The sequence below is a fragment of the Pseudokineococcus sp. 5B2Z-1 genome (assembly GCF_037482305.1).
GTDB lineage: Bacteria > Actinomycetota > Actinomycetes > Actinomycetales > Quadrisphaeraceae > Pseudokineococcus.
This window is the reverse complement of sequence record NZ_JBBHZG010000001.1, coordinates 204,719-231,118: the sequence shown is the minus strand read 5'-3', so window position 1 is coordinate 231,118 and position 26,400 is coordinate 204,719. Positions and strand designations below refer to the sequence as shown.

At 78.2% G+C, this 26,400-nt stretch carries 18 protein-coding genes and 1 pseudogene; 14 read left to right on the top strand and 5 right to left on the bottom strand.

The genetic code is table 11. The features are described 5' to 3' along the window. The first annotated feature begins 26 nt into the window (after positions 1-26). Positions 27-1,874, top strand: a complete 1,848-nt coding sequence (locus WDV85_RS00940; RefSeq protein WP_339568844.1) for an HNH endonuclease signature motif containing protein — start codon at positions 27-29, stop codon at positions 1,872-1,874. A gap of 86 nt (positions 1,875-1,960) precedes the next feature. On the opposite strand, the gene WDV85_RS00935 is transcribed toward WDV85_RS00940, so the two are convergent. Then, positions 1,961-3,730: a gamma-glutamyltransferase family protein gene (locus WDV85_RS00935; protein ID WP_445263162.1), complete on the bottom strand. Its 1,770-nt coding sequence runs from the start codon at positions 3,728-3,730 to the stop codon at positions 1,961-1,963. A 247-nt stretch (positions 3,731-3,977) separates the two neighbouring features. Here WDV85_RS00935 and WDV85_RS00930 point away from each other — a divergent pair, with 247 nt between their 5' ends. Continuing rightward, positions 3,978-5,471, top strand: a complete 1,494-nt coding sequence (locus tag WDV85_RS00930; RefSeq protein ID WP_339568842.1) for an NAD-dependent succinate-semialdehyde dehydrogenase — start codon at positions 3,978-3,980, stop codon at positions 5,469-5,471. Between the two features lie 68 nt (positions 5,472-5,539). Here the strand turns inward: WDV85_RS00930 and WDV85_RS00925 are convergent, their stop codons facing one another. Beyond that, positions 5,540-6,169 (bottom strand): class I SAM-dependent methyltransferase, encoded by a 630-nt coding sequence (locus WDV85_RS00925; protein ID WP_339568841.1) that lies wholly within the window; start codon positions 6,167-6,169, stop codon positions 5,540-5,542. A gap of 158 nt (positions 6,170-6,327) precedes the next feature. Here WDV85_RS00925 and WDV85_RS00920 point away from each other — a divergent pair, with 158 nt between their 5' ends. Beyond that, entirely contained in the window at positions 6,328-7,428 is a 1,101-nt protein-coding gene (locus WDV85_RS00920; protein WP_339568840.1) for a GGDEF domain-containing protein, read from the top strand. A 50-nt stretch (positions 7,429-7,478) separates the two neighbouring features. Here WDV85_RS00920 and WDV85_RS00915 read toward each other — a convergent pair whose 3' ends face one another. Both WDV85_RS00915 and WDV85_RS00910 read right to left on the bottom strand, forming a co-directional pair. Beyond that, on the bottom strand, positions 7,479-8,159 hold the full coding sequence (locus WDV85_RS00915; RefSeq protein WP_339568839.1) for a GNAT family N-acetyltransferase: 681 nt from the start codon (positions 8,157-8,159) through the stop codon (positions 7,479-7,481). A 102-nt stretch (positions 8,160-8,261) separates the two neighbouring features. Next, a complete protein-coding gene (locus WDV85_RS00910) occupies positions 8,262-9,305 on the bottom strand; it encodes a trypsin-like serine peptidase (protein ID WP_339568838.1) in 1,044 nt (347 codons plus the stop codon). A 250-nt stretch (positions 9,306-9,555) separates the two neighbouring features. Between WDV85_RS00910 and dxr the strand changes: the two genes are divergently transcribed. The 7 genes from dxr to WDV85_RS00875 all read left to right on the top strand — a co-directional run bounded on the left by dxr (position 9,556) and on the right by WDV85_RS00875 (position 19,212). Beyond that, a complete protein-coding gene (dxr, locus tag WDV85_RS00905; protein ID WP_339568837.1) occupies positions 9,556-10,848 on the top strand; it encodes a 1-deoxy-D-xylulose-5-phosphate reductoisomerase in 1,293 nt (430 codons plus the stop codon). A 5-nt stretch (positions 10,849-10,853) separates the two neighbouring features. After that, complete coding sequence (locus tag WDV85_RS00900) at positions 10,854-12,248, top strand: M50 family metallopeptidase (RefSeq protein WP_445263161.1); 1,395 nt, start codon at positions 10,854-10,856, stop codon at positions 12,246-12,248. Positions 12,249-12,773: 525 nt separating this feature from the next. After that, entirely contained in the window at positions 12,774-13,928 is a 1,155-nt protein-coding gene (ispG, locus tag WDV85_RS00895) for a flavodoxin-dependent (E)-4-hydroxy-3-methylbut-2-enyl-diphosphate synthase (protein ID WP_445263160.1), read from the top strand. 2 nt (positions 13,929-13,930) lie between these two features. Continuing rightward, on the top strand, positions 13,931-15,343 hold the full coding sequence (locus WDV85_RS00890) for an alpha/beta fold hydrolase (RefSeq protein ID WP_339568835.1): 1,413 nt from the start codon (positions 13,931-13,933) through the stop codon (positions 15,341-15,343). Positions 15,344-15,489: 146 nt separating this feature from the next. Next, complete coding sequence (locus tag WDV85_RS00885; protein ID WP_339568834.1) at positions 15,490-16,389, top strand: GNAT family N-acetyltransferase; 900 nt, start codon at positions 15,490-15,492, stop codon at positions 16,387-16,389. 106 nt (positions 16,390-16,495) lie between these two features. Next, on the top strand, positions 16,496-18,331 hold the full coding sequence (locus WDV85_RS00880; protein ID WP_339568833.1) for a proline--tRNA ligase: 1,836 nt from the start codon (positions 16,496-16,498) through the stop codon (positions 18,329-18,331). A 107-nt stretch (positions 18,332-18,438) separates the two neighbouring features. Next, positions 18,439-19,212: a TSUP family transporter gene (locus WDV85_RS00875; protein WP_445263159.1), complete on the top strand. Its 774-nt coding sequence runs from the start codon at positions 18,439-18,441 to the stop codon at positions 19,210-19,212. 40 nt (positions 19,213-19,252) lie between these two features. On the opposite strand, the gene WDV85_RS00870 is transcribed toward WDV85_RS00875, so the two are convergent. Continuing rightward, complete coding sequence (locus WDV85_RS00870; RefSeq protein WP_339568831.1) at positions 19,253-20,434, bottom strand: DUF4439 domain-containing protein; 1,182 nt, start codon at positions 20,432-20,434, stop codon at positions 19,253-19,255. A 7-nt stretch (positions 20,435-20,441) separates the two neighbouring features. Here WDV85_RS00870 and rimP point away from each other — a divergent pair, with 7 nt between their 5' ends. The 4 genes and pseudogenes from rimP (at position 20,442) to infB (ending at position 26,294) form a co-directional block, all read left to right on the top strand. Further along, positions 20,442-21,194 (top strand): ribosome maturation factor RimP, encoded by a 753-nt coding sequence (rimP, locus tag WDV85_RS00865; protein ID WP_445263137.1) that lies wholly within the window; start codon positions 20,442-20,444, stop codon positions 21,192-21,194. Next, a pseudogene (gene nusA / locus WDV85_RS00860) lies at positions 21,194-22,195 on the top strand (transcription termination factor NusA); the annotation flags it as partial. The gene rimP and the pseudogene nusA, both read left to right, overlap by 1 nt. A 308-nt stretch (positions 22,196-22,503) precedes the next feature. After that, on the top strand, positions 22,504-22,845 hold the full coding sequence (locus tag WDV85_RS00855) for a DUF448 domain-containing protein (RefSeq protein WP_339568828.1): 342 nt from the start codon (positions 22,504-22,506) through the stop codon (positions 22,843-22,845). 395 nt (positions 22,846-23,240) lie between these two features. Continuing rightward, positions 23,241-26,294 carry a translation initiation factor IF-2 gene (gene infB / locus WDV85_RS00850; RefSeq protein WP_339568827.1) on the top strand — a complete coding sequence of 1,018 codons (3,054 nt, stop codon included), beginning with the start codon at positions 23,241-23,243 and terminating at the stop codon, positions 26,292-26,294. Positions 26,295-26,400: the final 106 nt, after the last annotated feature.

The following is a 26,400-nucleotide window of genomic DNA, read 5'->3' as shown; positions in this document are numbered from 1 at the left end:
CGGTGGTCGCCCCTACGGTCGTGGGTGTGGAGGACGAGGCGGTGGCGGGGTCGGGTGCGGGGGTGCCCGACTCCGTGCCGGACGCGGCGTCGGCCTCGGCTTGCGGTGCTGGCGCGGCGCCCGCGATCGCGGCGCTGCGGTCGGCCCTGGAGGTGGGGCGGGCGGCGGTGGCGGGTCTGGGGCTGTGGTCGGTGGCCACGGGCGACCTGCGGGGCGTGCTGGTCGAGCTCGAGGCCTTGGTGCGCGTCGCCCAGGCGGCGCAGGTGCTGGTGCTGGGGGAGGTCGCCTCTCGGGGCGAGGCCCTCGTGCCGGGTGGGTTGACGCCGGGTGAGCGGGCGGTGCTGGCGCGGTCGCGGGCGGGCGACGGGCGCGGTGAGCTGGCGGGGGTGCTGGGGGTGCATCCGGCGACGGCGGCGCGCCGGCAGGCGACGGTCGCGTTCGTCACCGGCGCGGGCCTGCCGGCCCAGCGGGTCGCGCGCACGGGCGGGCGGGGAGCGGGGCTGGGTGAGGGCGCTGCGACCGGGGCGGCGTTGGCTGCGGGGCTCGTGAGCGCGGAGGCGGCGGACGTGGTCGCGGGTGCGGTGCTGGACCTGCCTGAGCACTACGGGCCGGTGGGGCGGGCGGCGGTGGAGCGGGTGCTGCTGGAGCACGCCCCGGAGGTGTCGTTGACGGTGCTGCGCCATCACGCGGCGGGGTTGCTGGCCCGCGCGGAGCTGTCCGAGGCGGGCGAGGACGCCCTGGCGGATGGTCAGGCGGCGTTGGAGGGGAGCGACCTGCTGGGGCGGCGGGAGGAGCGGGCGCACCGGCGCCGGGAGCTGTACTGCTCACCGGACCTGCACGGGACCTGGCACGTGCGCGGGCGCCTGGCCCCGGAGGCGGGCGCGACCCTGATGACCGCGATCGAGGCCCTCGCCGCCCCGGAGCCGTCCGGGGAGGGCGGCCCGGACCTGCGCTCGGCGGCGCAGCGGCGCGCCGACGCCCTCGTGGCCCTGGCCGGCAAGGTCCTGTCGGCCCCGCCGGGCAGCCCCACCGGTGTCTCCTCCGAGGGCGGGGCCCGGGCGCGGGTGGTCGTGACGATGGACCTGTCCGCCCTGGCCGGGGCCGTGGCCGGGGCGGGCCTGCTCGCCGACGACGCCCCGCTGTCGGCCGGGGCGGTGCGCCGGTTGGCGTGCGACGCCGAGGTCGTCCCCGCGGTCCTCGGGTCGCGCTCGGAGCCGCTGGACGTCGGCCGGGCCGCGTACACCGTCACGCCCGCGCAGCGCCGCGCGCTGGCGATCCGGGACCGGGGGTGCATCGGCCCGGACTGCGACGCCCCCGTGAGCAGGACCCAGGCGCACCACGTCGTGCACTGGGTCGACGGCGGCCCCACCGACCTGTCGAACCTGGCGCTGGTGTGCGGGCACGACCACCGCCGGGTCCACACCGGCGCCCTGGTCGCCCACGTCCTCGACGGGCGCCCCGTCATCACCCGCGCCGGCGACCCACCACCGGCCACCGCGCCACCACCCTGGCGGGCACGCCTGGAAGACCTCGCCCACGAGCTCCACGACACCGATGGCCCCGACGACCCCGGCCGCTCACGGCCCGACGGCCCGGACGACCCCGGCCGCCTCGGCGACCCCGGCCGCCTCGGCGACCCCGGCCGCCTCGGCGACCCCGGCCGCCCCGGCGACCCCGGCCGCCCCGACGACCCGCGCCCGCCTGACGAGCCGGGACGGCCGGTGCTGCCCGCGGGCGCCGATGGGCCGGGCGAGCCCGACGACCTCCGCCTCGCCCCTGGAGGGCCCGCGCCGGAGGACGCGGTGAGGGCGCGTGACCACGACGCGGCCGCGCCCCTCGGCGAGCCTGCGGCGGACGAGGTCGACGACCCGTGAGCCCGGCGACCCGCGGGCCGGTCCCCGCATGCGCTCGTCATCGGCCCGCGCACGCCGGCGCCCGGGGACGGGTCAGGGCGTCCGCCTCAGCGCCCCACCGCGTACCCCTGGTCGCCGCGCGGGTTGGCGGCGCCCTGCAGCAGGCCCGTCACCGGGTCGCGCGTGACGACGGAGAGCCGTCCCAGCGCCCAGTCGCCGGCGCGGGTCACCACGTGGCCGCGCCGCTCGAGGGAGCCGATGACCTCCTCGCCGAGGCGGTCCTCGACGACGGCGCCGCCGGGCGTCCACGTCCGCGGCCAGAAGGAGCTCGGCATCGACGTCGTGTGCAGCGCGGGCGCGTCGATGGCCTGCTGCGGCGCCAGCCCGCCGACGAGCGTGCGCAGGAGGTAGAGCAGCTGCCACTGGTCCTGCTGGTCGCCGCCGGGCGAGCCGAGCCCGGCGACGGGCACGCCGTCGCGCAGCAGCACCGTGGGGGTCAGCGTGGTCCGCGGACGGCGCCCGGGGCGCAGCGACGACGGTGCGCCGGGCTCCAGCCACGTCATCTGCAGCCGCGTGCCGAGGCAGAAGCCGAGCTCGGGGATGGTGGGGGAGGACTGCAGCCACCCGCCCGAGGGCGTCGCGGAGACGACCGTTCCCCAGCGGTCGACGACGTCGAGGTGGCAGGTGTCGCCCCTGGTCGCGCCCGACGCGCGCGGGACCGGGGCCCCCGTCGTCCGGACCGTCGGCTCGCCCGCCGACGTCCCCGCCGCGGCGACGTCGGCGGTCTCGTGCAGCGGCGGCGTGAAGGGCGCCCGCCCGTCCGGGGACCCGGGCCGCACCTCGTGGCTCGCCCCGTCACCGATGAGCGCCCGGCGCTGCGCCGTGTAGGCGGGCGAGAGCAGGGTGGTGAGCGGGACGGCCGGCTCGTCCGGGCCCGGGTCGCCGTACCAGGCGTCCCGGTCGGCCAGCGCCAGCTTGAGCGCCTCGAGCGCGAGATGGGCGCCGTCGGGCGTCGACGGGTCGAGGTCCGCGGCGTCGAACCCCTCGAGGAGCGCGAGGGCTTGCAGGAGCACGGGGCCCTGCCCCCACGGCCCCGTCTTGGCGACCGTGACGCCCAGGACGTCGAGCACCACCGCGTCCTCGTAGCCGGCCGCGAAGGCCGCCATGTCGTCCCCGCGCAGCACGCCGGCGTGGTCGGTGCCGCTCGCGTGCCGGTGCGGGGCCCGGACGAAGGCGTCCACGGCCTCGGCGACGAAGCCCTCGCCCCACGCCGAGCGCGCGGCCTCGATGCGCGCCTCGCGGCTCGGCCGCCCCGCGCCCGCGGCGACGAGGCGGTCGAGGACGTCGGCGTGGGCCGGGTTGACGACGCTCGTGCCCGGGGCGGGCGCGGCGCCCGAGGGCGCCCACAGCGCCGCCGACGTGGGCCAGTGCTGCGCGAAGAGGTCGGCGACGCCGCTGATGGTCCTGCCCACCCCGGCGAGCACGGGGTGGCCGTGACGCGCGTACCCGGTGGCGTAGGCGAGGACGTCCGCGAGCTCCCAGGTGCCGAGGTCGCGCAGCAGCACGAGCCACGCGTCGACGGCCCCGGGGACGGCCGCGGCCAGGGCGCCCGCCCCGGGCACGAGGTCGAGGCCCTCGGTCCGGAAGTGCTCGATCGTCGCACCCGCGGGTGCGGGGCCCTGGCCCATGAGGACCCGCGGCGGCGCCCCGTCCGCTGTCGCGACGAGGCCGGTGACGTCCCCGCCGGGGCCGTTGAGGTGCGGCTCGACGACGTGGAGGACGAAGGCGGCGGCGCACGCGGCGTCCACGGCCGTTCCCCCGCGCTCGAGGACCGACATCGCCGTGCCGGAGGCGATCCAGTGGGTCGTCGCGGCCATCCCGAAGGTGCCCTGCAGCGTGGGGCGGGTGGGGTGCGACGCCGGCCCGGAGCCGGGCTGGTCGGGGCTCACGGGCGGTGGTCTCCTCGCGGACGGACGTCTCGGGGGCGGGCACCTCCGGGTCTCCTCGCACCCTCCCACCTCCGCCCGACGGTCACGGGCCAGCGCGCCCTGGCGGCCCCGCGGGCCCGGGTGCAGGGTCGAGGGGCGGCCGACCCGAGCCGCCCGCCGTCCGCGAGGGAGAGCCATGAGCACGACCACCACCGGTGCGAGCAGCGACGCGGCGCAGCACGAGCGCGACGTCGTCGGCGCCGTCGCCACCGGCCTGCTCGTCGACGGCGAGCGCGTCGAGGGCGGCGACGGCCGGACGATCGACGTCGTCGACCCCTCGACCGAGGAGGTGCTGGCCTCCGTGGCCGACGCGACGCCGGAGGACGGGCAGCGGGCGCTCGCCGCGGCCGCAGCGGCGCAGGGCGCGTGGGGCCGCACCCCGCCGCGCGAGCGCGGGGAGGTGCTGCGCCGGGCGTGGGAGCTCGTCACCGCGCGCGTCGACGACCTCGCCCTCCTCATGACGCTCGAGATGGGCAAGTCCCTGGCCGAGTCGCGCGCCGAGATCGCCTACGCCGCCGAGTTCTTCCGGTGGTTCTCCGAGGAGGCCGTCCGCGTCGACGGCCGGTGGTCGACCTCGCCGGACGGCGCCACCCGGCTGCTGACGATGCGCCAGCCCGTCGGGCCGTGCCTGTTCGTCACGCCCTGGAACTTCCCCATGGCCATGGGCACCCGCAAGATCGCTCCCGCGGTGGCAGCGGGCTGCACGATGGTCGTCAAGCCCGCCTCGCAGACGCCGCTGACGATGAGCGCGCTCGCCGACGTCCTCGCCGAGGCGGGCCTGCCGGCCGGGGTGCTCAACGTCGTGACGACGTCGCGCACCGGCGAGGTGGTCGAGCCGATCGTGCGGGACGGGCGCCTGCGCAAGCTGTCGTTCACCGGGTCCACCCCGGTGGGGCGCACGCTCGTCGAGCAGTCGGCGCAGCAGCTGCTGCGCACGTCGATGGAGCTCGGCGGCAACGCGCCGTTCCTCGTCTTCGACGACGCCGACCTGGACGCGGCCGTCGACGGCGCGATGCTCGCCAAGATGCGCAACGTCGGGGAGGCGTGCACCTCGGCCAACCGGTTCCACGTCCAGCGCGGCGTCCTGGAGGAGTTCACCGGCCGCCTCACCGAGCGGATGGCGGCCCTCGTCGTCGGGCGGGGCACCGAGGAGGGCGTCGACGTCGGGCCGTTGATCGACGAGCGGCAGCGCGGCAAGGTCGAGGAGCTCGTCGGCGACGCCGTCGACGGTGGCGCGCGCGTCCTCACCGGCGGCGAGCGCACCGGGGGGCGCGGGTACTTCTACGCGCCCACGGTGCTCGCGGACGTCCCGGCGTCGGCCCGCCTGCTCCGCGAGGAGGTCTTCGGGCCCGTCGCGCCCGTCGTCGCCTTCGACACCGAGGAGGAGGGCGTGGCGCAGGCGAACGACACCGAGTACGGGCTCGTGTCCTACGTCTACACGCGCGACGTCGGCCGGGCCCTGCGCGTCTGCGAGCAGGTCGAGACCGGCATGGTCGGGCTCAACCAGGGCGTCGTCTCCAACCCCGCCGCGCCCTTCGGCGGGGTCAAGCAGAGCGGCTTCGGCCGCGAGGGCGGCCGCGAGGGCATCGACGAGTACCTCGAGACGAAGTACGTCGGCATGACGATCTGAGCAGTGGACGGGCCGGGAGGCAGGTGGGCCCGCTCGCCGGCCCCGAGCCGCGTCCCGCCGCGAGCGTCTCAGCGGCGCGCGAGGACGTGCCAGGTCGGCCGGGTGCGGTGCAGCCAGCGCGGCACGAGGTCGTCGCGGGCGGGCTCGACGTGCTGGAGCGACCACCCCGGCAGCGACGCCCGGAGGTCTCGGGCGTCGAGCCCGCGCGGCAGCGGGGGGAGGCGCCGGGCGGGCTCCCAGGCGAGGACCGCCAGCAGGGCGCCCGGCTCCGTGACGGCGTCGAGCCCCCGCGCCACCGCGGCGCGGTGGGCGGCGCCGAGCCCGTGGAGGCAGCCGACGTCGAGGACGGCCCGGAAGCCCTCCTCCCCGGCACGCCTCGGCCCGACGAGGTCGAGCCCCGCGAGGTCGCCGACGTCGCCCCGGACGAGGTGGACGTCGACGCCGGCGTCGCGCGCCCGTCGCCGGGCGGAGGCCAGCGCGCGGGGGACGTCGTCGACCCCCGTGACGGCCCACCCGCGCCGGGCCAGCTCGGTCGCGTCCGCACCGGTGCCGCAGCCGAGGTCGAGGGCGCGCGGCCGCCTCCCGCCGGCGCGGTCGCCGAGGCCGAGGCGTCCGTCGAGCAGGTCGACCCCCTGGCGGCCCGAGCGCGCCCAGGGCACCGCCCCGAGCGCGAACATCGCCGTGAAGACCGCGCTCACCAGCGCCTCCCGCCCTCGGGCCGGACCGTCCAGCCGCTCCGGGCCGAGACTGCCACGCGGGCACCTCCGCGGGCTCGCGCCCCGGTGGCGACGGGCCTGGTCGGGTGCTCCGCCCGTCGACCCCTGCAGCGGGCGCCCGTGCGGTCGATGGCGAGAGGGTGACCGTCTTCTCCCCCCGCGACGAGCGGGCGTCGCTGCGCGCGCTGCGGGCCGTCCTGGTCCTGGCCGCCGTGGTGCTGGGCGCCTACACGGCCCTGCGGCCTCCACCAGGGTGGACCCTGTGGGCCGTCGCCGGGGTGGTCCTGGTGCTGCTCGGCGGGTCGGCGGCGCTGGCTGCCGCCCCGCACCGGGCGCCCCGGTGGGTCCACGGCGCGGTGCCGCTGGCCTCCGTCGGCCTCGTGACCGGCCTCGACCTGCTCACCCGCGACGCCACGACGGCCGGGCAGGTCTTCTTCCTGCTCCCCGTGCTCGTCGCGGCGACCCACCTGCGCCCGCCCGGGGCGTGGGTCGTCACGGTGGCCGCCGTCGTCGGCGAGCTCGTGACGACGACCTCGCTCCTGCCGCTCGAGGAGGCGCTCACCGACAGCGCCTACGTGGGAGCCGTCGCCGTCGCGCTCACCGGGGTCCTCGCCCGCGCGCACCAGCGGACCGACGCCCTCGTCGAGGAGCTGCGCCGCCAGGCGGCCGTCGACCCCCTCACGGGCCTCGTCACCCGTCGGGTCCTCGACGACGCGGCGGCCTGTGCGCTGACGTCGGCGGACGCCGACGCGGGCACGGCGCTCGTGCTCGTCGACGTCGACCGCTTCAAGGCGGTCAACGACACGCACGGCCACCCGGTGGGCGACGCCCTGCTCGTGCACCTCGGGCGGCTGGTCCACGAGGCGGTGCCCGCGTCGGCCGTCGTCAGCCGGCTCGGCGGCGACGAGCTGGCCGTCCTGCTGCCCGGGACGAGCGAGCGGGACGCCCTGCGGTGCGCCCGGGAGGTCGTCGCGCGGGTGCGGGAGAGCCCGCTCACCACGGGAGGATCGACGGGCGCGAGCGTCGCGGCGACCGTCAGCGTCGGCGTCGCCCATGCGCCCGAGCACGCCCGCGACCTGGCGGGCCTGTACCGCGCGGCGGACGCGGCCCTCTACCGCGCCAAGGCGGCGGGCCGGGACGGGGTGGCGCCGGCCGAGCCGCCCGGTGCGCCGGCCCCGGCCCCGCCCCCGGCCCCGCGCCGTCCGCGGGACGGTGTCGTCGCACCCCTGCCCCGGGCCTGAGGCGCGCCCCGGCCGACCCCCTGGCCGACCTCCTGGGCCGACCCGGCGCCTCAGGAGGGCTCGACCGGGGAGACCCCCTCGCGCGGGCCCTCCCCGAGCGGGCGCTGGTACCAGGCGACGTCGCGCCAGGCCCCGAGCTTCCAGCCCGCGCGCGCGACGGTGCCCACCGGGGCGAAGCCGAGGGCCGCGTGCAGCGCCTCGCTGGCCGGGTTGGGCAGGGCGACGACGGCCGTCGCCGTGAGCAGCCCCCGCCCGGCGAGGCGCTCGAGCAGCGCGCCGTAGAGGAGTCGGCCGAGGCCCCGGCCGGTGGCCCCCGGCGCGAGGTAGACGGTCGTCTCGCACGTCCACCGGTAGGCCGGGCGGGGCCGGAACGGCGTGGCGTGGGCCTCGCCGAGGACCTCCTCGCCGTCCACGAGCACCAGCCAGGCGTGCCCGCGCTGCGACGCCGCGATGCGCCGCGCCGTCTCGGCGGCGTCGGGCGGCTCGGTCTCGAAGGTCGCCGCCGTGGCGAGCACGTACGGGGCGTACAGGGCGGCGCAGGCCGCGGCGTCCTCGGCGGTGGCGTCGCGGACGACGACGTCGCCGCCCTCGGGGTGGGGCACCTCTCGCGCCACCGACCGCGGGCGGGCGGCCGCCCGGCGCTCGGGCGTCCACGGCGCGCCCCCCTCCGCCGCCCGGGCGCGCGAGGGACGCACCGGTCCTGCGGGCGGCTCGTCGGCGGGGTCGCTCACGACGCGGTGCTCGTGCAGGAGGTCCGTGCCACGGGGCAGAGCCTGCCGCGGCACGGACCTCCGGTGCGAGGTGCCCACGACGTCCGTGCGAGGACCCCGGTGTCAGGACGCCGAGGCCACCTCGTACGTCTCCTGCGCCTGCGCGCCGAAGTAGGGGCCGTACATCGTCGTCAGGTCGACGACGTAGCCGAAGCTGTTGAGCGAGGTCGTGGTCCCCGTCCCCGTGGCCTCGTCGAAGCCCGAGTACCAGGGCCCGCCGCTCGAGCCGCCCGTCATCGCGCACGTGAGGCCCTGGTCGGCGCTGCCGCCCAGGGTGTCGGGCCGCGCCGTGCCGCTGCAGAAGTGCAGGCTCTCTCCGTCGTAGGGCGCCGCGGCCGGGTAGCCGAAGGCGTGCGTGCGCTCGCCGCGCGGCTGCCCGAAGGCGATGCCCTGGGCGCCGACGACGTCGGCCAGCGGCCGCCCCGCGACGGGGGACAGCACCGCGAAGGCCACGTCGAAGTCCAGGTCCTCCGACGCCTCGTACTGCGGCGTCGTGACGAGCGCCCGGGCCGTCCAGACGCCGTGCGGGGCGGTCCCCTCGTCGTAGCCGGGGACGAAGACGAAGTCCGTCGCGTACTCGCCCTCGCCGAAGACGCAGTGGCCGGCGGTGAGGACGGCGGACAGGTTGTCCGCGGCGACCGAGCTCGCGGAGCACACGTAGTCGACCCCGCCGAGGGTGAAGAAGACCTTGCCCGTCGTGTCGACGACCTGGCCCCCACCCGTCCAGGGGACGCCGGTCGCGTCGGCCGTCGGGGCGGCGAGCAGGCCTCCCGCGGCGCGGCCCGCGGCGCCGGGCAGCCCGTCGACCACCTCGGGCGCCCCGGCGAGCACGTCGCTGGCCGCCTCCTCGAGGTGGCGCCGGGCGTCGGCCTCCTCCACGAGCGAGGAGCCGGGGACGGCGGCCCGCATCCGCTCCGGGGTCCAGCGGTCGACGACGGCGCGGCGCTCGTCGGCCGTGTCGACGCCCGTCGCGGCGGCCCCCGCCACCGGGGCCGCGGGCGCGCCGGTCACGGCCGCGGCGGAGGCCGGGGCGCCGAGGAGCAGGGCCGCGAGGCCCGCGCCGACCGCTGTCCGGGACCGGCGGGGGGAGGAGGTGCGCTGCGTCATGGGAGAGGCCCTTCCGACGTGCTCGCTGAGGGGCGGCCCCGACCACCGGGTCGTCCGGACCCGGCCGCCGCGCGGGAGCGCCGCTGGGCCGTCGACGCTAGGTCGATGACGTCCCCGCCGGAACCCCAGGTCACGGAACGATCACGACGTCACCCGATCGAGTGACCCGCCCGCGGCCGTCGTCCGGCGTCGCGACGTCCGCCCAGCGTGCTCGCGGGGAGCCGTCAGACGGCGGTGGCACCATCGCGGCGTGAGCTCCCCGACGTCACCGCCGACCAGCGGGCCGCGACGCGTCGTCGTCCTCGGCTCCACCGGCTCGATCGGCGTCCAGGCGCTCGAGGTCGTGGCCTCCGCGCCGGAGCGCTTCCGGGTCGTCGCCCTGGCGGCCGGCGGCTCGGACCCGGCCCTGCTGGCCCGCCAGGCCGTGGCCGCTCGGGTCGAGCACGTGGCCGTCGCCGACGAGCGCGCCCTGCCCGCGCTGCGCGAGCACCTCGCCGACGCCGCCCGGGCCGCGGGCCTCAGCAGGTGGGGCCCCTCCCTCGACGCGGGCGGGGGCGCGGTCGAGCGGGCTGCGGCGCTGCCCGCCGACGTCGTCCTCAACGGCATCACGGGCAGCGTCGGCCTGGCGCCCTCCCTCGCCGCGCTCGAGGCCGCCGCCCCCGGCGGCCCCGCCGAGGGCGCCGTCCTCGCGCTCGCCAACAAGGAGTCCCTCGTCGTCGGCGGGCCGCTCGTGCTCGCGGCCGCGGCCCGGGCCGGCGGGATGGCGCGGGCCGTCGTGCCCGTCGACTCCGAGCACTCGGCGATCGCCCAGTGCCTGCGCGGAGGGCGCGCCGACGAGGTGCGCCGCCTCGTCCTCACCGCCAGCGGCGGACCCTTCCGCGGCTGGAGCCGCGAGCGCCTCGAGGGGGTGACGCCCGAGCAGGCCCTGGCCCACCCGAACTTCGCCATGGGCCGCGTCATCACGACGAACTCCGCCACGCTCGTCAACAAGGGCCTCGAGGTCGTCGAGGCGCACCTGCTCTTCGGCGTCCCCATGGAGCGGGTCGACGTCGTCGTCCACCCCCAGCAGCTCGTGCACTCGATGGTGGAGTTCGTCGACGGCGCCACGCTGGCCCAGGCCTCCCCGCCGAGCATGCTCATCCCCATCGCGCTCGGCCTCGGGTGGCCCGAGCGCGTCGTCGACGCCGGGCCCGGCTGCGACTGGACCCGGGCGCAGTCCTGGGACTTCGAGCCCCTCGACGACGACGCCTTCCCCGCCGTCCGCCTCGCCCGCGCCGTCGGGTCCGCGGGCGGCGCCGCGCCCGCGGTCTACAACGCCGCGAACGAGGAGTGCGTCGAGGCCTTCCTCGCCGGCCGCACCCGCTTCACGAGCATCGTCGACACCGTCGCCCGGGTCGTCGAGGAGTCCGCCGCGGCGCCCGACGTGGCGGGCGGCACGACCGCCGACGAGCTCACCCTCGACGACGTCCTGGCCGCCGAGCGCTGGGCCCGCGCCCGCGCCTGCGAGGTGCTGGCGCCGGACGGGGCGGGGGCGCGCCGGTGAGCGCCCTGCCGGTCGTGGCGTCCGCCGCGGAGGGGACCGGGCTCACCATCACCTGGGGCCCGGCCGCCGTCGCCCTCGTGGTCCTCGGCGTCCTCGTCTTCGCCCTCGGGCTCGCCGCCTCCATCGGCCTGCACGAGGTCGGCCACCTGCTGCCCGCCAAGCGCTTCGGCGTCAAGGTGACCCAGTACATGGTCGGCTTCGGCCCCACCGTCTGGTCGCGCCGGCGCGGGGAGACCGAGTACGGCGTCAAGGCGCTGCCCCTCGGCGGCTACATCCGCATGGTCGGGATGTTCCCCCCGCGCCGCGGGGAGGACCCCTCGGTCGTCCGCGAGTCCTCCACGGGCATCTTCCAGACCCTCGCCGACGACGCCCGCCGCCTCTCCGCCGAGGAGGTCGGCCCCGAGGACGCCCACCGCGCCTTCTTTCGCCTGCCCGTGGCGAAGCGCGTCGTGATCATGCTCGGCGGCCCGGCGATGAACCTCCTCATCGCCGTCGTGCTCCTCGGCGTGCTGACGACGACGATCGGCACCGCGTTCGCCCCCACGACGCGCGTGCAGACCGTCAGCGAGTGCGTGCTGCCCGCGACGTCGACCGCGACCGCCTGCCCCGCCGACGCGCCGCCGACCCCCGCCGCCGCGGCGGGCGTCCTGCCCGGCGACGAGGTCGTCGCCTTCGACGGCCGCCCCGTCGACGGCTGGGACGCGCTGCGCGCCGACATCCGCGACGCCGCCGGCCGCGCCGTCCCGCTCGTCGTCGAGCGCGACGGCCGGCAGGTCGACCTCACCATCACGCCGATCGCCACGCAGGTGCCGCGGCTGGACCCGGGCGGCGCCCCGGTCGTCGGCGACGGCGGCGCGGTGCTCACCGAGGAGGCCGGCTTCGTCGGCATCACCCCCGTCTCCGAGCGCGTCGCCCAGCCCGTGACGGCGGTCCCCGGCGTCGTCGCCGACCAGGTCGTGGCCGTCGGCCGCGTCGTCCTCACCCTGCCGCTGCGCATGGTCGAGGTCGCGCAGGCGGCCTTCGGCAGCGCTCCGCGCGACCCCGAGGGTCCCATCGGCATCGTCGGCGTCGGCCGCCTGTCGGGCGAGTTCGCCGCCATCGACCAGTTCGACGTCACCGACCGCGTCGCCGGGCTCCTCGGCGTCCTCGGCGGCCTCAACGTGGCGCTCTTCGTCTTCAACCTCGTCCCGCTGCTGCCCCTCGACGGCGGCCACGTCGCCGGCGCCCTCTGGGAGGGCCTGCGCCGCCAGGTGGCGCGCCTGCGCCACCGAGCCGACCCCGGCCCCGTCGACGTCGCCCGCGCGATGCCGGTCGTCTACGTCGTCTCCGGCGCCCTCGTCGTCATGTCGCTGCTGCTGCTCTACGCCGACATCGTCCGGCCCATCTCGCTGCTGGGCTGAGCCCGACCTCCGGACCGTCCGCGCGGCTCCTCGCCGGGGGCGGTGGTCGCGCGCGCGAGCTGCTGGGTCAGGTGTCGGGGTGGTCCGCGGTCGTCGCGTGGTCGGGAGGGCGCGACCCGGGTGCCTCCACGGGCACTGGCTCCGCGCGCGGTCGGGGCTCACGCCCCGGCCACGCTGCTCGCCTGACGTGCCCGCGGAGCCACCCGGCCCGCGCCCCGTGTGCGTCACCGCCTCCCCGCGACCGGCGCCCTGGCCGGGTGGGCGAGCGTGCGAGCGTCGAGCGGTGGGGGCTCGGCGGGCACGTCAGGCAGCGCCCGGACCACGGCGGCGGGTGACCACCGGGCGCGTCGCCAGTGCCCGTCGAGACCCCGGCGGTCGGCGCGGACCCGGCCGTGCGACGCCCGACCGTCCCGCCGCGCGGGTGCTGGTCGCCGGTCGTGCGCGGGAGCCCGGGCGCCTCGCGGCGCGTCGTCGCGCGGGGGGATACTCGGGGGCATGAGCCCCTCGGTGCCCGTGTCCCTCGGCATGCCCGCCCCGCCGCCGCCGGTGCTGGCCCCGCGGCGGAAGAGCCGCAAGATCAAGGTCGGGACGGTCGACGTCGGCGGGGACGCGCCCGTGAGCGTGCAGTCGATGACGACGACGCCGACGACGGACATCAACGCGACGCTGCAGCAGATCGCGGAGCTGACGGCGACGGGCTGCGACATCGTCCGCGTCGCGTGCCCGAGCCAGGACGACGCGGACGCGCTGCCGGCGATCGCCCAGAAGTCGCAGATCCCGGTGATCGCGGACATCCACTTCCAGCCGAAGTACGTCTACGCCGCGATCGACGCGGGCTGCGCGGCGGTCCGGGTGAACCCCGGCAACATCCGCAAGTTCGACGACCAGGTGGGCTCCATCGCCAAGGCGGCCAAGGACGCCGGCGTGAGCATCCGCATCGGCGTCAACGCCGGGTCGCTCGACCGACGGATCATGGAGAAGCACGGCAAGGCGACGCCCGAGGCGCTGGTGGAGTCGGCCGTGTGGGAGGCGTCGCTGTTCGAGGAGCACGACTTCCACGACTTCAAGATCTCCGTCAAGCACAACGACCCCGTCGTCATGGTGCGCGCCTACCAGCTGCTCGCCGAGCGGGGCGACTGGCCGCTGCACCTCGGCGTGACCGAGGCGGGGCCGGCGTTCCAGGGCACGATCAAGTCGGCGACGGCCTTCGGGGCGCTCCTGTCCCAGGGCATCGGCGACACGATCCGGGTGTCGCTGTCCGCGCCGCCGGCCGAGGAGGTCAAGGTCGGCAACCAGATCCTCGAGTCGCTGAACCTGCGGCCCCGCAAGCTCGAGATCGTGTCCTGCCCGTCGTGCGGGCGCGCCCAGGTCGACGTCTACACGCTGGCCGACCAGGTGACCGCCGGGCTCGAGGGCATGACCGTGCCGCTGCGCGTGGCCGTCATGGGCTGCGTCGTCAACGGGCCGGGCGAGGCCCGCGAGGCCGACCTCGGCGTGGCGTCGGGCAACGGCAAGGGGCAGATCTTCGTCAAGGGCGAGGTCATCAGGACCGTGCCGGAGGACCAGATCGTCGAGACCCTCATCGCCGAGGCCGAGCGCCTGGCCGAGGAGATGGGCGAGCCCGCGGGCGACGCCGCCGGGCCGGCCGCGGCCGGCGCCCCGAGCGTCAGCGTGGGCTGAGCGTGCCGCTGCGCTCGTCGACCCGGACCCTCCTGCGGGGGCTCGCCGTCACCGACCACGTCGTCGACGTGCCGCTGCGGTGGGACCTGGGGGAGCGGGGCGGCCCCGGCCGCCCCGTCCCGGCGTCGGGGCCCGTGCCGGCCGCCGACCCGGGGCCCACGCTGCAGGTGCTGGCGCGCGAGGTCGTCGACGTCCGCCGTGAGGGCGAGGACCTGCCGCTCCTGCTCTTCCTGCAGGGCGGCCCCGGGGGCAAGAGCCCGCGGCCCGTGCCCGGCCAGGGCTGGCTGGCGCGGGCGACGCGGACGCACCGCGTCGTCCTGCTCGACCAGCGGGGCACGGGACGCAGCACGCGCGTCGACGCCTCGCGGGCGGCCGAGCTCGGCGCGGGCACGCCCGAGGGCGACGCCGCGCTCGCCGAGCACCTGCGCCACCACCGGGCCGACGCGGTCGTCGCCGACGCCGAGCACGTGCGCCACGCCGTCTACGGCGGCCGGCGCTGGGAGAGCCTGGGGCAGAGCTACGGCGGCTTCGTCACGCTGACCTACCTGTCGCGGGCGCCGCACGGCCTGGCCGCCTGCTACGTCACGGGGGGCCTCGCCGGGCTGACGGCGACGGCGGACGACGTCTACGCGGCCACCTACCCGCGCGTGCTCGACCGGAACGCCCGCCACCTGGCCCGCTTCCCCGGGGACGCGGACCTGCTCGACGCGCTCGCCGACCGGCTGGACGCCGAGGACGTGCGCCTGCCGTCGGGCGACCGGCTGACGACGCGCCGCCTGCAGTCGCTCGGCATCGCGCTCGGGCGCGGGGACGGGTCGGACGACCTCCACTGGCTCCTCGACGAGGCGTTCCGCGACGGACCCTCCTACGACGAGCACGGTCCGGCGCCCGACGGGCCGCTGGCGCCGTCGTTCCTCGCGGCCGTCGAGGAGCGCACGAGCCACGCCGACGGGCCCCTCTACGTCGTGCTGCACGAGTCGATCTACGCGCAGGGGCCGCTGCTGGGCCAGGGGCCGACGGCGTGGGCGGCGCAGCGGCTGCTGCCGCCCGAGCTGGAGCCGTCCGCGCGCCACCTCGGGCTGCTGGGGGAGATGACCTACCCGTGGCAGGTGGAGGAGACGGCGGCCCTGCGGCCCTTCCGCGGCGCGACCGAGCTGCTCCACGCGGCCGACGACTGGGGCCCGCTCTACGAGCCCGAGGTGCTGGCCGCGAACGAGGTGCCGGTGGCGGCGCTGGCCTACCACGACGACCTCTACGTCGACGTCGACATCTCCCTGGCCACCGCCCGGGCGCTCGGGCGGTGCGACGTCTGGGTCACCAACGAGTGGCAGCACGACGGCCTGCGCGCCAGCGGCGGTGCCGTGCTCGACCGGCTCCTGGCGTCCGTGGCCGAGCGCGGGGGCCCGCTGGCCTGAGGCCCGCGCCGATCGCGCCCTGCCCTGCGCGCCCTCCCCGGCGCGTCCTGCCCGGCGCGTCCTGCCTTGCGCGCCCTGCCGCACGTCCCCTGCGCGTCGTGCCGGGGAGTCCTGCGCGGGCCCCGGCGAGGTGGTGGGATGAGGCCGTGCTGCGGACCGGGGCGAGGGTGCTCGACGACGCCGACCGGGACGAGCTGCTCGAGCTGTGCGACCGCGACCCGGTGGCCAACGTCTTCGTCGCGGGGCGCGTCGAGGCGGCGGGGCTCTCCCCGCGGCGCCTCGGCGGGGAGGTCTGGGGCCTCGGGGCGCCCGGACGGCTCGAGGCGGCCTGCTGGTCGGGGGCCAACCTCGTGCCGGTCGAGGCCGACGAGCGCGCCGTCGACGCCTTCGCCGCCCGGGCCCGCCAGCAGGGGCGGCGGTGCTCGTCCATCGTCGGGCCCGCGGACGCGGCGCTCGGGATGTGGGAGCGCCTGGCGCCGTCCTGGGGGCGCGCGCGGGAGGTCCGGCGCTGCCAGCCGCTGCTCGTCCTCGACGGGCCGCCCGCCGTCGCGCCCGACCCGCTGGTGCGGCGCTCGCGGTCCGACGACCTCGACGTCCTCGTCCCGGCCTGCGTGGCGATGTTCACCGAGGAGGTCGGCTACTCGCCGGTGGCCTGGGACGGCGGCCGGGCCTACCGGGCGCGGGTCGCCGAGCTCGTGGCCGCCGGGCGCTCCTTCTTGCGCCTCGACGCCGGCGAGGGCGCGGAGCTGCGGCCGCTGGAGCCGGGGGCGCCGCTGACGGGGCCGGGGCGCGTGCGCACCGCCTTCAAGGCCGAGCTCGGGGCGGTCTCGTCGCGCGCCGTGCAGGTGCAGGGCGTCTACGTCGACCCGGCGCTGCGGGGGCAGGGCCTGGCGGCGCCGGGCACCGCCGCCGTCGCCGCCCTCGCCCGGGACGCCTCGCCCGTGGCGGTGAGCCTGTACGTCAACGACTTCAACACCGCGGCGGTCGCGGCCTACCGCCGCGCCGGCTTCTCCCGCGCCGGGACGCTGGCGACCGTCCTCTTCTGAGCCGGCCCTCCTGCTCACCCCCCGGCCGGTGGGACCCCTGCCTCCGGGTCCACCGCCCGTCCGGCGGGACGTCGGGCGCACGCCCCGGCGGCAGTAGCCTCGCCCCGTGCTGCTGCGGATGTCGTCCCTGTTCGTCCGGACCCTGCGGGAGGACCCCGCGGAGGCCGAGGTCGCGAGCCACCGGCTCCTCGTGCGGGCGGGCTACATCCGCCGGGCCGCTCCCGGCATCTACACGTGGCTGCCGCTGGGCCTGCGGGTCCTGCGCAACGTCGAGCGCGTGGTGCGCGAGGAGATGGACGCCATCGGCGGCCAGGAGGTCCTCTTCCCGGCGCTGCTGCCGCGCGAGCCCTACGAGGCGACGGGTCGCTGGACGGAGTACGGCGACGGCATCTTCCGGCTGAAGGACCGCAAGCAGGGCGACTACCTGCTCGCCCCGACGCACGAGGAGGTCTTCACGCTGCTCGTGAAGGACCTGTACTCCTCGTACAAGGACCTGCCGCTCATGGCCTACCAGGTGCAGACGAAGTACCGCGACGAGGCGCGGCCCCGGGCGGGGCTGCTGCGCGGGCGCGAGTTCGTCATGAAGGACGCCTACTCCTTCGACGTCGACGACGCCGGGCTCGAGCGCAGCTACGCCCGCCAGCGCGAGGCCTACCTGCGCGTCTTCGCCCGCCTCGGGCTCGAGGTCGTCGCCGTCAAGGCGATGTCCGGGGCCATGGGCGGCTCGATGTCGGAGGAGTTCCTCCACCCGACGCCGGTCGGCGAGGACACCTTCGTGCGCTCGCCGGGCGGCTACGCCGCCAACGTCGAGGCCGTGACGACCCCCGTGCCCGACGCCGTGCCGTTCGAGGGGCTGCCCGCCGCGCACGTCGAGGACACGCCGGGGACGCCGACGATCGAGACGCTCGTGGCCCACCTGCAGGCCGAGCACCCGCGCGAGGGCCGCCCCTGGACGGGTGCCGACACGCTGAAGAACGTCCTCGTCGTCGTCGTGCACCCCGACGGGCGCCGCGAGCCCCTCGCCGTCGGCCTGCCCGGCGACCGCGAGGTCGACACGACGCGCCTCGAGGCCGCGCTCGCCCCGGCGACCGTCGCGCCCTTCGAGGCCGCGGACTTCGCCGCGCACCCCGAGGTGGTCAAGGGCTACCTCGGCCCCGGCGTCCTCGGGCCGAACGCGCCGCTGGGCGAGGACGGCGAGCGGGCGCCCTCGACGATCCGCTACCTGCTCGACCCGCGCGTGGTCGACGGCACCCGGTGGGTCACCGGCGCGGACGCGGACGGCCACCACGTCCTCGACCTCGTGGCGGGCCGGGACTTCACGGCCGACGGCGTCGTCGAGGCCGCGGAGGTGCGCGGCGGTGACCCGGCGCCCGACGGCTCCGGCCCGCTGGAGCTGGCCCGCGGCATGGAGATGGGCCACATCTTCGCCCTGGGCCGTCGCTACGCCGAGGCGCTCGGCCTGACCGTCCTCGACGAGAACGGCAAGCAGGTCGTCGTGACGATGGGCTCCTACGGCATCGGGGTCAGCCGCGCCCTCGCCGCCGTCGCCGAGCAGGGCGCGGACGACAAGGGCCTCGTGTGGCCGGCAGCGGTCGCGCCCGCGCAGGTGCACGTCGTCGCGGCCGGCAAGGGCGAGGACGTCGTCGCCTACGCCGAGCAGCTGTCCGCGGACCTCGTGGCCGCGGGCCTCGACGTCCTCCTCGACGACCGCCCGAAGGTCTCCCCGGGCGTGAAGTTCAAGGACGCCGAGCTCCTCGGCATGCCGTACGTCGTCCGCGTGGGGAAGCGGCTCGCGGACGGGGTCGTCGAGCTCGAGGACCGCCGCACCGGTGAGGTCGCGGAGGTCGCCGTGGGCGGCTCCACGACCGGCGCGGTCCTCGCGGCCGTGCGCGGGGAGGGCCTCGGCACGCACGGGGCCGCCGCCGTCGGCGACGGCTCCTGAGCGCCCTCGCGAGCCCTCTCCCGCCGGTCGTCGCCCTGCCGGGCCTGCTCGCGGGCGCCCCGGCGGCGGCCGCGACCGGCGGACCGCTGAGGGTCACCGACCTCGCGCTGGGCACGGTGCTCCTCCTGGTCCTCGCGGCCGCCACGGCGGGGTGGGTCGACGCCGTCGTCGGCGGCGGCGGGCTCGTCCAGCTCCCGGCGCTGCTCCTCGTGCCCGGCATCGCGCCCGTGCAGGCTCTGGCGACGAACAAGCTCGCCGGCATCGCCGGCACGAGCGTCAGCGCCGCGACCTACCTGCGGCACGCGCCACCGACCGCTCGGCCCTCGGTGCGCACCGCCGTCCCCATGGCGCTCCTGGCGCTGGCGGGGGCGGCCGGCGGCGCCGCGCTGGCGTCGTCCCTGCCGGGGGCGGCGCTCGAGCCGCTGGTGCTCGCCGCGCTCCTCGTCGTCCTCGTCGTCGTGGTGGCCAGGCCCCGGCTCGGGGAGACGACGACCCAGCGCCTCCACGGCGCCCGCGAGGTCGCCGCGGCCGCGGTGCTCGGCGCCGTCCTCGGCGCCTACGACGGCCTGCTGGGGCCGGGCACGGGCACCTTTCTCGTGTTCGCGCTCGTCGGCGTGCTCGGGCTCGCCTTCCTGCGGGCGACGGCGACGGCGAAGGTCGTCAACGTCGCCACCAACCTCGGCGCCCTGCTCGTCTTCGCCCCGCAGGGGCACGTCGTCTGGGGGCTGGGGCTCCTCATGGCCGCCGCCAACGTCCTCGGGGGCTACGTCGGCGCCCGCACCGCCGTCGCCCGGGGGAGCCGCTTCGTGCGCGTCGTCTTCCTCGTCGTCGTCTCCGCGCTGGTGCTGCGCCTGGGCGCCGACGTGCTCGGCCTCGCGTAGGGACGCCGGGAGGCGCGAGGGGGGAGCGGCGGGCCCGTCGTCAGGGCGCCGAGGTGCCGGGCAGCGCCAGGGCCGCCGGGTCGGGCGACGGCCGCCACGCCCCGGCGGCGGCCGCCGACCGGAGGAGGACGTCGGCCGCCAGCGCGCGCCGGTCGCCGGGCAGCTCCGCGACGGCGCCCAGCGCCGTGGCGGCCAGCCGGTCGAGCACGAGGACGACGAGCGCCGCCGCGTCCTGCGGGCCGCGCACCGGGGAGGCCAGCGCGTAGCCGGCCTCCGGGACCGGCGGCTCGGCCCCGGACGCCGCGATCGCGGGGCCCAGGGCCGCGGCCTCCCGCGCCAGGGCGTCGCGCAGGGAGAGGGCCCGCTCGCGCCGCCCGCCGTCGAGCGACGCCGCGGCCACCTCCGCGGCGCGCGAGGCCGCCAGCGCCCCGGCGGCCACGCGGACGAGGCCGGCTCCCGCCGCGTCCGCGGGGTCGGCGGGCCCGGCGGGGGAGGCGTCGCCGCCGCCCGCCTCCTCGGTGTCCTGAGAGTCCTGGGCGGCCGGCTCCTCGCCGTCCGTCGTGCTCGCGTTCCCCTTGACGGCGGGCAGCGGCGGGAGCGCGGGCTCCGGCGCGCCCACGGCCGCGGCCAGCTGCCGTGCGAGCAGTGCGCGCGAGGCCGCGACCGACGCGAGCAGCCGGGCGAGGCCCGGCGAGGTGCCGGCGAGGTCGTCGCCCGCCCCCCGGGCCGCGGCGGCGAGGGCGTCGACCAGCGCCCCGGCGTCGCCTCCCGTCCCGCTCGCTGCGTCGGGACCCGCAGCCGCGCCGGGCGCCGACGGCGGCCCGCTCGGGGCGGCGGTCCCCGTGGCGGTGGGAGCGCCGTCCAGCTGCTCGAGGTGGACGGCGCAGGCGGCCACGACCTCCGCCAGCGCGCGCGCCCCGGCGTCCGCGGCGGGGAGGTCGGCGGGGACGGTGCCGAGGGCCCGTGCGGCGAGGTCCCGGGCGCTCGTGGCCGCCGCACGACGGGCCCGCTCGTCGGCGTCGGGGACCGGCGGCGCCGGGGAGCCCGGCCAGTCCGGGTCGACGCGCACGTCCCGCAGGTCGGCGAGCGCGCCGCAGCCGGCGAGCGGCGCCGCGAGCGCCGCGAGCCCGGCGGCCCGGAGCACGGCGCGCCGGCTCGTCCACGGCGCCGTGAGCTGCTCGGGGGGCCGGGTCGGGAGCCGGGCGGGGGGTCGGCGCGGCACGCCCGCGATGCTGCCACGCGGGGGTCGGGCGCCGCGGGCGCGGCGGCTACGCTCCTCGTCCGGCCGGTGCACCGGGCGCGCGGTGCGCGCCCCCGACCGACGAGACGCACAACTGGACACGGAGGACGACGTGGCGAGCAGCGCCCCCAGCAGGCCGGCCGAGCTGACCGAGGTCCTGGAGCCCGTCGTCGCGCGGGCCGGGCTGCACCTCGAGGGCGTGAGCGTCACGCCGGCGGGTCGCCGCCGCGTCGTCCGGGTCACCGTGGACCTGCCGGAGGACGCCGTCGGCGCCGTGCCCCACGAGCGCGTCGCCGAGGTGAGCCGCTCGGTCTCGACCGCCCTCGACGACGCCGGCGCCTTCGGGGAGCAGCCGTACCTGCTCGAGGTGGGCAGCCCCGGCGTCGACCGCCCCCTCACCGAGCGCCGCCACTGGCGGCGCGCGCGCACGCGGCTGGTCGCCGTCGACGTCACCGGCGAGGACGGCGCGGCGCGCCGGACCACGGGGCGCGTCGTCGAGGCGGGCGACGACGGCGTCGTCCTCGACGTCGACGGCGAGCGGACGACGGTGCCCTGGGACCGCCTCGGGGCGGGCGCGGTGCAGGTGGAGTTCCGCCGCCCCGAGGGTCAGCCCGACGACGACGCGGACGACGACGCGGACGACGACGCGGACGACGACGCGGACGACGACACGGACGACGGCGTCGACGGCGACGGCGACCTGGACGAGACGGACGACGAGCAGGACGAGGACAGGCCCTGATGGACATCGACATGGCGGCGCTGCGGGCGCTGGAGCGCGAGCGGGAGATCCCCCTCGACGTCCTCGTGGGCGCCATCGAGAACGCGCTGCTGCTGGCCTACCAGCGCACCCCCGGCTCCGCGCCGCGGGCACGGGTCGAGCTGGACCGGAAGTCCGGGCGGGTGACCGTGTGGGCGCGCGAGCCGCAGCCCCCGGCACCCGAGGTGGCCGAGGGCGAGGAGCCGCCGCCCCCGCCGCCGCCCGCGCGCGAGTACGACGACACCCCCACCGGCTTCGGCCGCGTCGCCACCTCGACGGCGCGCCAGGTGATCTTCCAGCGCCTGCGGGAGGCCGAGGACGCCGCCGTGCTGGGGGAGTTCCAGGGCCGCGAGGGCGACGTCATCTCGGGCCTCGTGCAGCAGGGGCGCGACCGCTCCGTCGTCCACGTCGACCTCGGCGCGGTCGAGGGCGTCATGCCGCCGGCCGAGCAGGTGCCGGGGGAGTCCTACCCGCACGGCTCGCGCGTGCGGGCCCTCGTCGTGTCGGTGCGGCGCGGCACGAAGGGCCCGTCGATCACGCTCTCGCGCACGCACCCCGACCTCGTCCGGAAGCTCTTCGCCCTGGAGGTCCCGGAGATCGCCGACGGGCACGTCGAGATCGTGGCGCTGGCCCGGGAGGCCGGTCACCGCACCAAGGTGGCCGTCCGCAGCCACGTCGCCGGGCTCAACCCCAAGGGCGCGTGCATCGGGCCCATGGGCCAGCGGGTCCGCGCGGTCATGGCCGAGCTGCGCGAGGAGAAGATCGACATCGTCGACTGGGACGACGACCCGGCCCGCTTCGTGGCCGCCGCCCTGTCGCCGGCGCGGGTCTCGAGCGTCGAGGTCGTCGACCGGGAGGCGCGCGCCTGCCGCGTCGTCGTGCCGGACTACCAGCTGTCGCTCGCCATCGGCAAGGAGGGCCAGAACGCCCGCCTGGCCGCCCGGCTGACGGGCTGGCGCATCGACATCCGCAGCGACACCGCGCCCGAGCCGCCGCCGGTCGACCCGTCGGTGCGCCGCGAGCCGCTGCGGGGCGGCCCGCGCACGCCCGAGCGCGACCCGCGCGGCGGGGCCGGGCGCCCGGGGGCGCCGCGCACGGGTGGCCCCCGCACCGGTGCGCCCCGGACGGGCGCTCCCCGCACCGGAGCCCCCCGCACCGGAGCCCCCCGCGACGGCGGGCCCCGCGGCGCGGGCCCGCGCGACGGGGGCGGCCGACCGCCGCGCGACCCGCGCGGGTGACGCGGCCGGTCGACGCCGGGTCGGCCCCCGCCGCCCGTCCGCAGCGGACGTGCGTGGGCTGCCGCACGACGACGTCCGCCGACGAGCTCCTGCGGCTCGCCGTCGCCCGTCCGCCCGCGGAGCGCGGGGAGACGGCGAGCCCGGGCGGTGGCCCCGGCGCGGCCGCGGGCTCGGGCACGGTGCCGGACGCGGGGCCGCGACGCGCGGGACCGCCCGCACCCGTCGCCGTCGTCCCCGACCCGCGGCGCCGGCTCGGCGGCCGGGGCGCGTGGCTGCACCCCGACCCGGCGTGCCTCGCCCTGGCCCTGCGGCGCCGGGCGCTGCCGCGGGCCCTGCGCACCGGGGCCCCGGTGGACGCCTCGGCCGTCGAGGCGCACCTCGCCGTCGACCGCTGACCCGCGGGCCGCTCACCACCGTCGACCGCCGACCCGCGTCGGCGCTCGGCACGGCCCGGCCCGCGGCGGCGGGAAGAAGGCGGGCCCGGGCGGCGCTGCACCCCTCGACGGGTCGCCTGCGTGCGCTCGTCGCCCCCCTCCCGCCCGGTGGCGGAGCCGTCCGCGGCACTGCTGTGCGGCGCCGCCCCGCGGAGGTGGCACCATGGTCGGGTGCGTCGGAACCCCGGACGACGCGCGAGACCCCCGTCGAGGCGGGAGCAGCACCACCGGGACGACGGACGAGATCGAGAGCGGGTCGGCATCTGATGGGCACCCGATGAGCTCCCAGCGATGAGCACCCCCCGTACGTAGATCGGCTCGTGCCTGCCTGAGGCCCGGGCCAGGACAGGAGAGATGTGGCAAAGCCCCGGGTCCACGAGATCGCGAAGGATCTCGGCGTGGAGAGCAAGGTCGTCCTGGCCAAGCTCCAGGAGATGGGCGAGTTCGTCCGGTCGGCGTCGTCGACCGTCGAGGCTCCCGTCGTCCGACGCCTGAAGGACGCGTTCCCCGCCGCTGACGGCGCGGGCGCCCCCAGCACCAGCCAGAAGCCCTCGGGCGGGAGCCGCAGCACCGCGGCCCGTCCGGGCCCCGCGCGCCCGGCCGCCTCCCCGGCGACCCCGGGCCCGTCCGCCGGCCGTGACGACGCCCCCGCGGCGCCGCGCCCGTCCGGTCCTGCCCCGACGCCGGGTCCGCAGACCCAGCGCCCCGCGGCGTCCGCGCCGTCCCCGTCCCCGGGCCCGCAGGCCCCCGCGCGCCCCGGGCCGCAGGCCCCCGCCGCGCCGGCCCCGCAGGTCCCCGAGGCGCCCGCAGCCCGTTCCGGCCAGCGCCCCGAGGGCGGTGCCCCGACGCCGGGCGCCCGCCCCGGCCCCGCCCGCCCGGCCCCGCAGGCGCCCCAGGCGCCGGCGGCCCGCTCCGGCGAGCGCCCGTCCGACCGCGGTGGCGACCGGGGGACCGGTCGTCCCGCGCCCGGCGCCCGCCCCGGCGGCCCCACGCGGCCGGGCAACAACCCCTTCGCCACGAGCCAGGGCATGCCGCGCCCCGGCGGTCGCCCCGGCCAGGGCGAGCGCCCCGAGGCCGGCGCGCGTCCCGGCGGCGGTGAGCGCGGCGGCGCCGGTGGCCCCCGTCCGGGCGCCCCTCGCCCCGGCAACAACCCCTTCGCCACGAGCCAGGGCATGCCCCGCGGCGGCGGTCCCCGCCCCGGCGGCGCAGCCGGCGCCGGCGCGGCGGCCGGTGCGGGCGACCGCCCCGGTGGCCCCCGTCCGGCGCCCCGGCCCGGTGGCGCGGCGGGCCCCGGCGGCCCCCGCCCGAACCCGGGCATGATGCCCGGACGCTCCACGGTCGGGCGCCCCGGCGCCCCGGCGCGCGGTCGTCCCGGCGCGGGCGGTCGTCCCGGTGCGGGCGGTCGTCCCGGCGGTGGCCCCGGTGGCCCCCCCGGCGGCGGCGGCTTCCGCGGCCGCGGCGGCGGTCGCGGCAACACCGCGGGCGCCTTCGGCCGCAGCGGCGGCCGTCCCGTCCGCGGGCGCAAGAGCAAGCGCGCGAAGCGCCAGGAGTACGAGGCGATGCAGGCGCCGTCGGTCGGCGGCGTCAGCGTCCCCCGCGGCGACGGCTCGACGGTCATCCGCATCCGCCAGGGCGCGACCCTGACGGACTTCGCGGAGCGCATCGACGCAAACCCCGCGAGCCTCGTGACGGTGCTCTTCCACCTCGGCGAGATGGCCACGGCCACGCAGTCCCTCGACGAGGACACCTTCAAGCTCCTCGGCTCCGAGCTGGGCTACGACATCCAGCTCGTCTCGCCGGAGGAGGAGGAGCGCGAGCTCTTCGCCGACTTCGACATCGACCTCGCGGGCGAGCTCGAGGGCGAGGGCGACGACGTCCTGGAGGCGCGCCCGCCGGTCGTGACCGTCATGGGCCACGTCGACCACGGCAAGACGCGCCTGCTCGACGCCATCCGCTCGGCGGACGTCGTCTCGGGCGAGGCCGGCGGCATCACGCAGGCCATCGGCGCCTACCAGGTGGTGAAGGAGCACGAGGGCGAGGACCGCGCCATCACCTTCATCGACACCCCGGGCCACGAGGCGTTCACCGCCATGCGCGCCCGCGGCGCCGACGTCACCGACATCGTCGTGCTCGTCGTGGCGGCCGACGACGGCGTCATGCCGCAGACCGTCGAGGCGCTCAACCACGCCCAGGCGGCCGGCGTCCCGATCGTCGTCGCGGTCAACAAGATCGACAAGGACGGCGCCAACCCGGACAAGGTCAAGCAGCAGCTGACCGAGTACAACCTCGTCGCCGAGGACTACGGCGGCGACACGATGTTCGTCAACGTCTCCGCCCGGGAGAACCAGAACATCGACGGGCTCCTCGACGCGGTCCTCCTCACGGCGGACGCGGCGCTGGACCTGCGGGCCAACCCGGACAAGGACGCGCGCGGCGTCGCCATCGAGGGCCACCTCGACAAGGGCCGCGGCTCCGTGGCCACGGTGCTCGTGCAGTCGGGGACGCTGCGGGTCGGCGACGCGATCGTCGCCGGCGGCGCCCACGGCCGCGTGCGCGCCATGCTCGACGAGCGCGGCGAGAACGTCTCCGAGGCGGGCCCGTCCCGCCCGGTGCAGGTGCTGGGCCTCACGCAGGTCCCCGGCGCCGGCGACACGTTCATCGTCGCGTCCGACGACCGCACGGCCCGGCAGATCGCCGAGCGCCGCGAGGCGTCCGAGCGCGCCGCCCTCCTGGCCAAGCGCCGCAAGCGCATCAGCCTCGAGGACCTCACCGCCGCCCTGGCGGAGGGCAAGGTCGACAACCTCAACCTCATCATCAAGGGCGACGGGTCCGGCTCGGTCGAGGCGCTGGAGGAGGCGCTGCTCAAGATCGACGTCGGCGACGAGGTCGCGCTGCGGATCATCCACCGCGGCGTCGGCGCCATCACCCAGAACGACGTCAACCTCGCGACGGTCGACAACGCGATCATCGTCGGCTTCAACGTGCGCCCCGCCCCGCGGGTCGCGGAGCTGGCCGAGCGCGAGGGCGTCGACCTGCGGTTCTACTCGGTCATCTACGCGGTGATCGACGAGGTCGAGCAGTCGCTCAAGGGCATGCTCAAGCCGGAGTTCGAGGAGGTGCAGCTCGGCACCGCCGAGGTGCGCGAGGTCTTCCGCTCCTCGAAGTTCGGCAACATCGCCGGCTGCCTCGTGCGGACCGGCGAGGTGCGGCGCAACGCGCGGGCGCGGCTGCTGCGCGACGGCGTCGTGCACGGCAACGACCTCGCGATCCACTCGCTGCGCCGGTTCAAGGACGACGCCACCGAGGTCCGCGAGGGCTTCGAGTGCGGTATCGGCCTCGGGTCGTTCAACGACATCCGGGTCGACGACGTCATCGAGACGTACGAGATGCGCGAGAAGCCGCGCGCCTGACGCGCACGGCCGCACCGCCGGGCGCCCCCTCCGCGGGGGCGCCCGGCGGTGCGCTCGCACGACCCGCTCGACGAGCACGACCAGCACGGCACGCCGGGACCGCACG

Bases quoted from the DNA above. Each gene is read 5' to 3' on its own strand.
- WDV85_RS00930 (WP_339568842.1), top strand. From the start codon at position 3,978: ATGAGCACGACCACCACCGGTGCGAGCAGCGACGCGGCGCAGCACGAG.
- WDV85_RS00910 (WP_339568838.1), bottom strand. From the start codon at position 9,305: ATGACGCAGCGCACCTCCTCCCCCCGCCGGTCCCGGACAGCGGTCGGC.
- ispG (WP_445263160.1), top strand. From the start codon at position 12,774: ATGCCCGCCCCGCCGCCGCCGGTGCTGGCCCCGCGGCGGAAGAGCCGC.
- rimP (WP_445263137.1), top strand. From the start codon at position 20,442: ATGCTGCCACGCGGGGGTCGGGCGCCGCGGGCGCGGCGGCTACGCTCC.
- WDV85_RS00935 (WP_445263162.1), bottom strand. From the start codon at position 3,730: ATGGCCGCGACGACCCACTGGATCGCCTCCGGCACGGCGATGTCGGTC.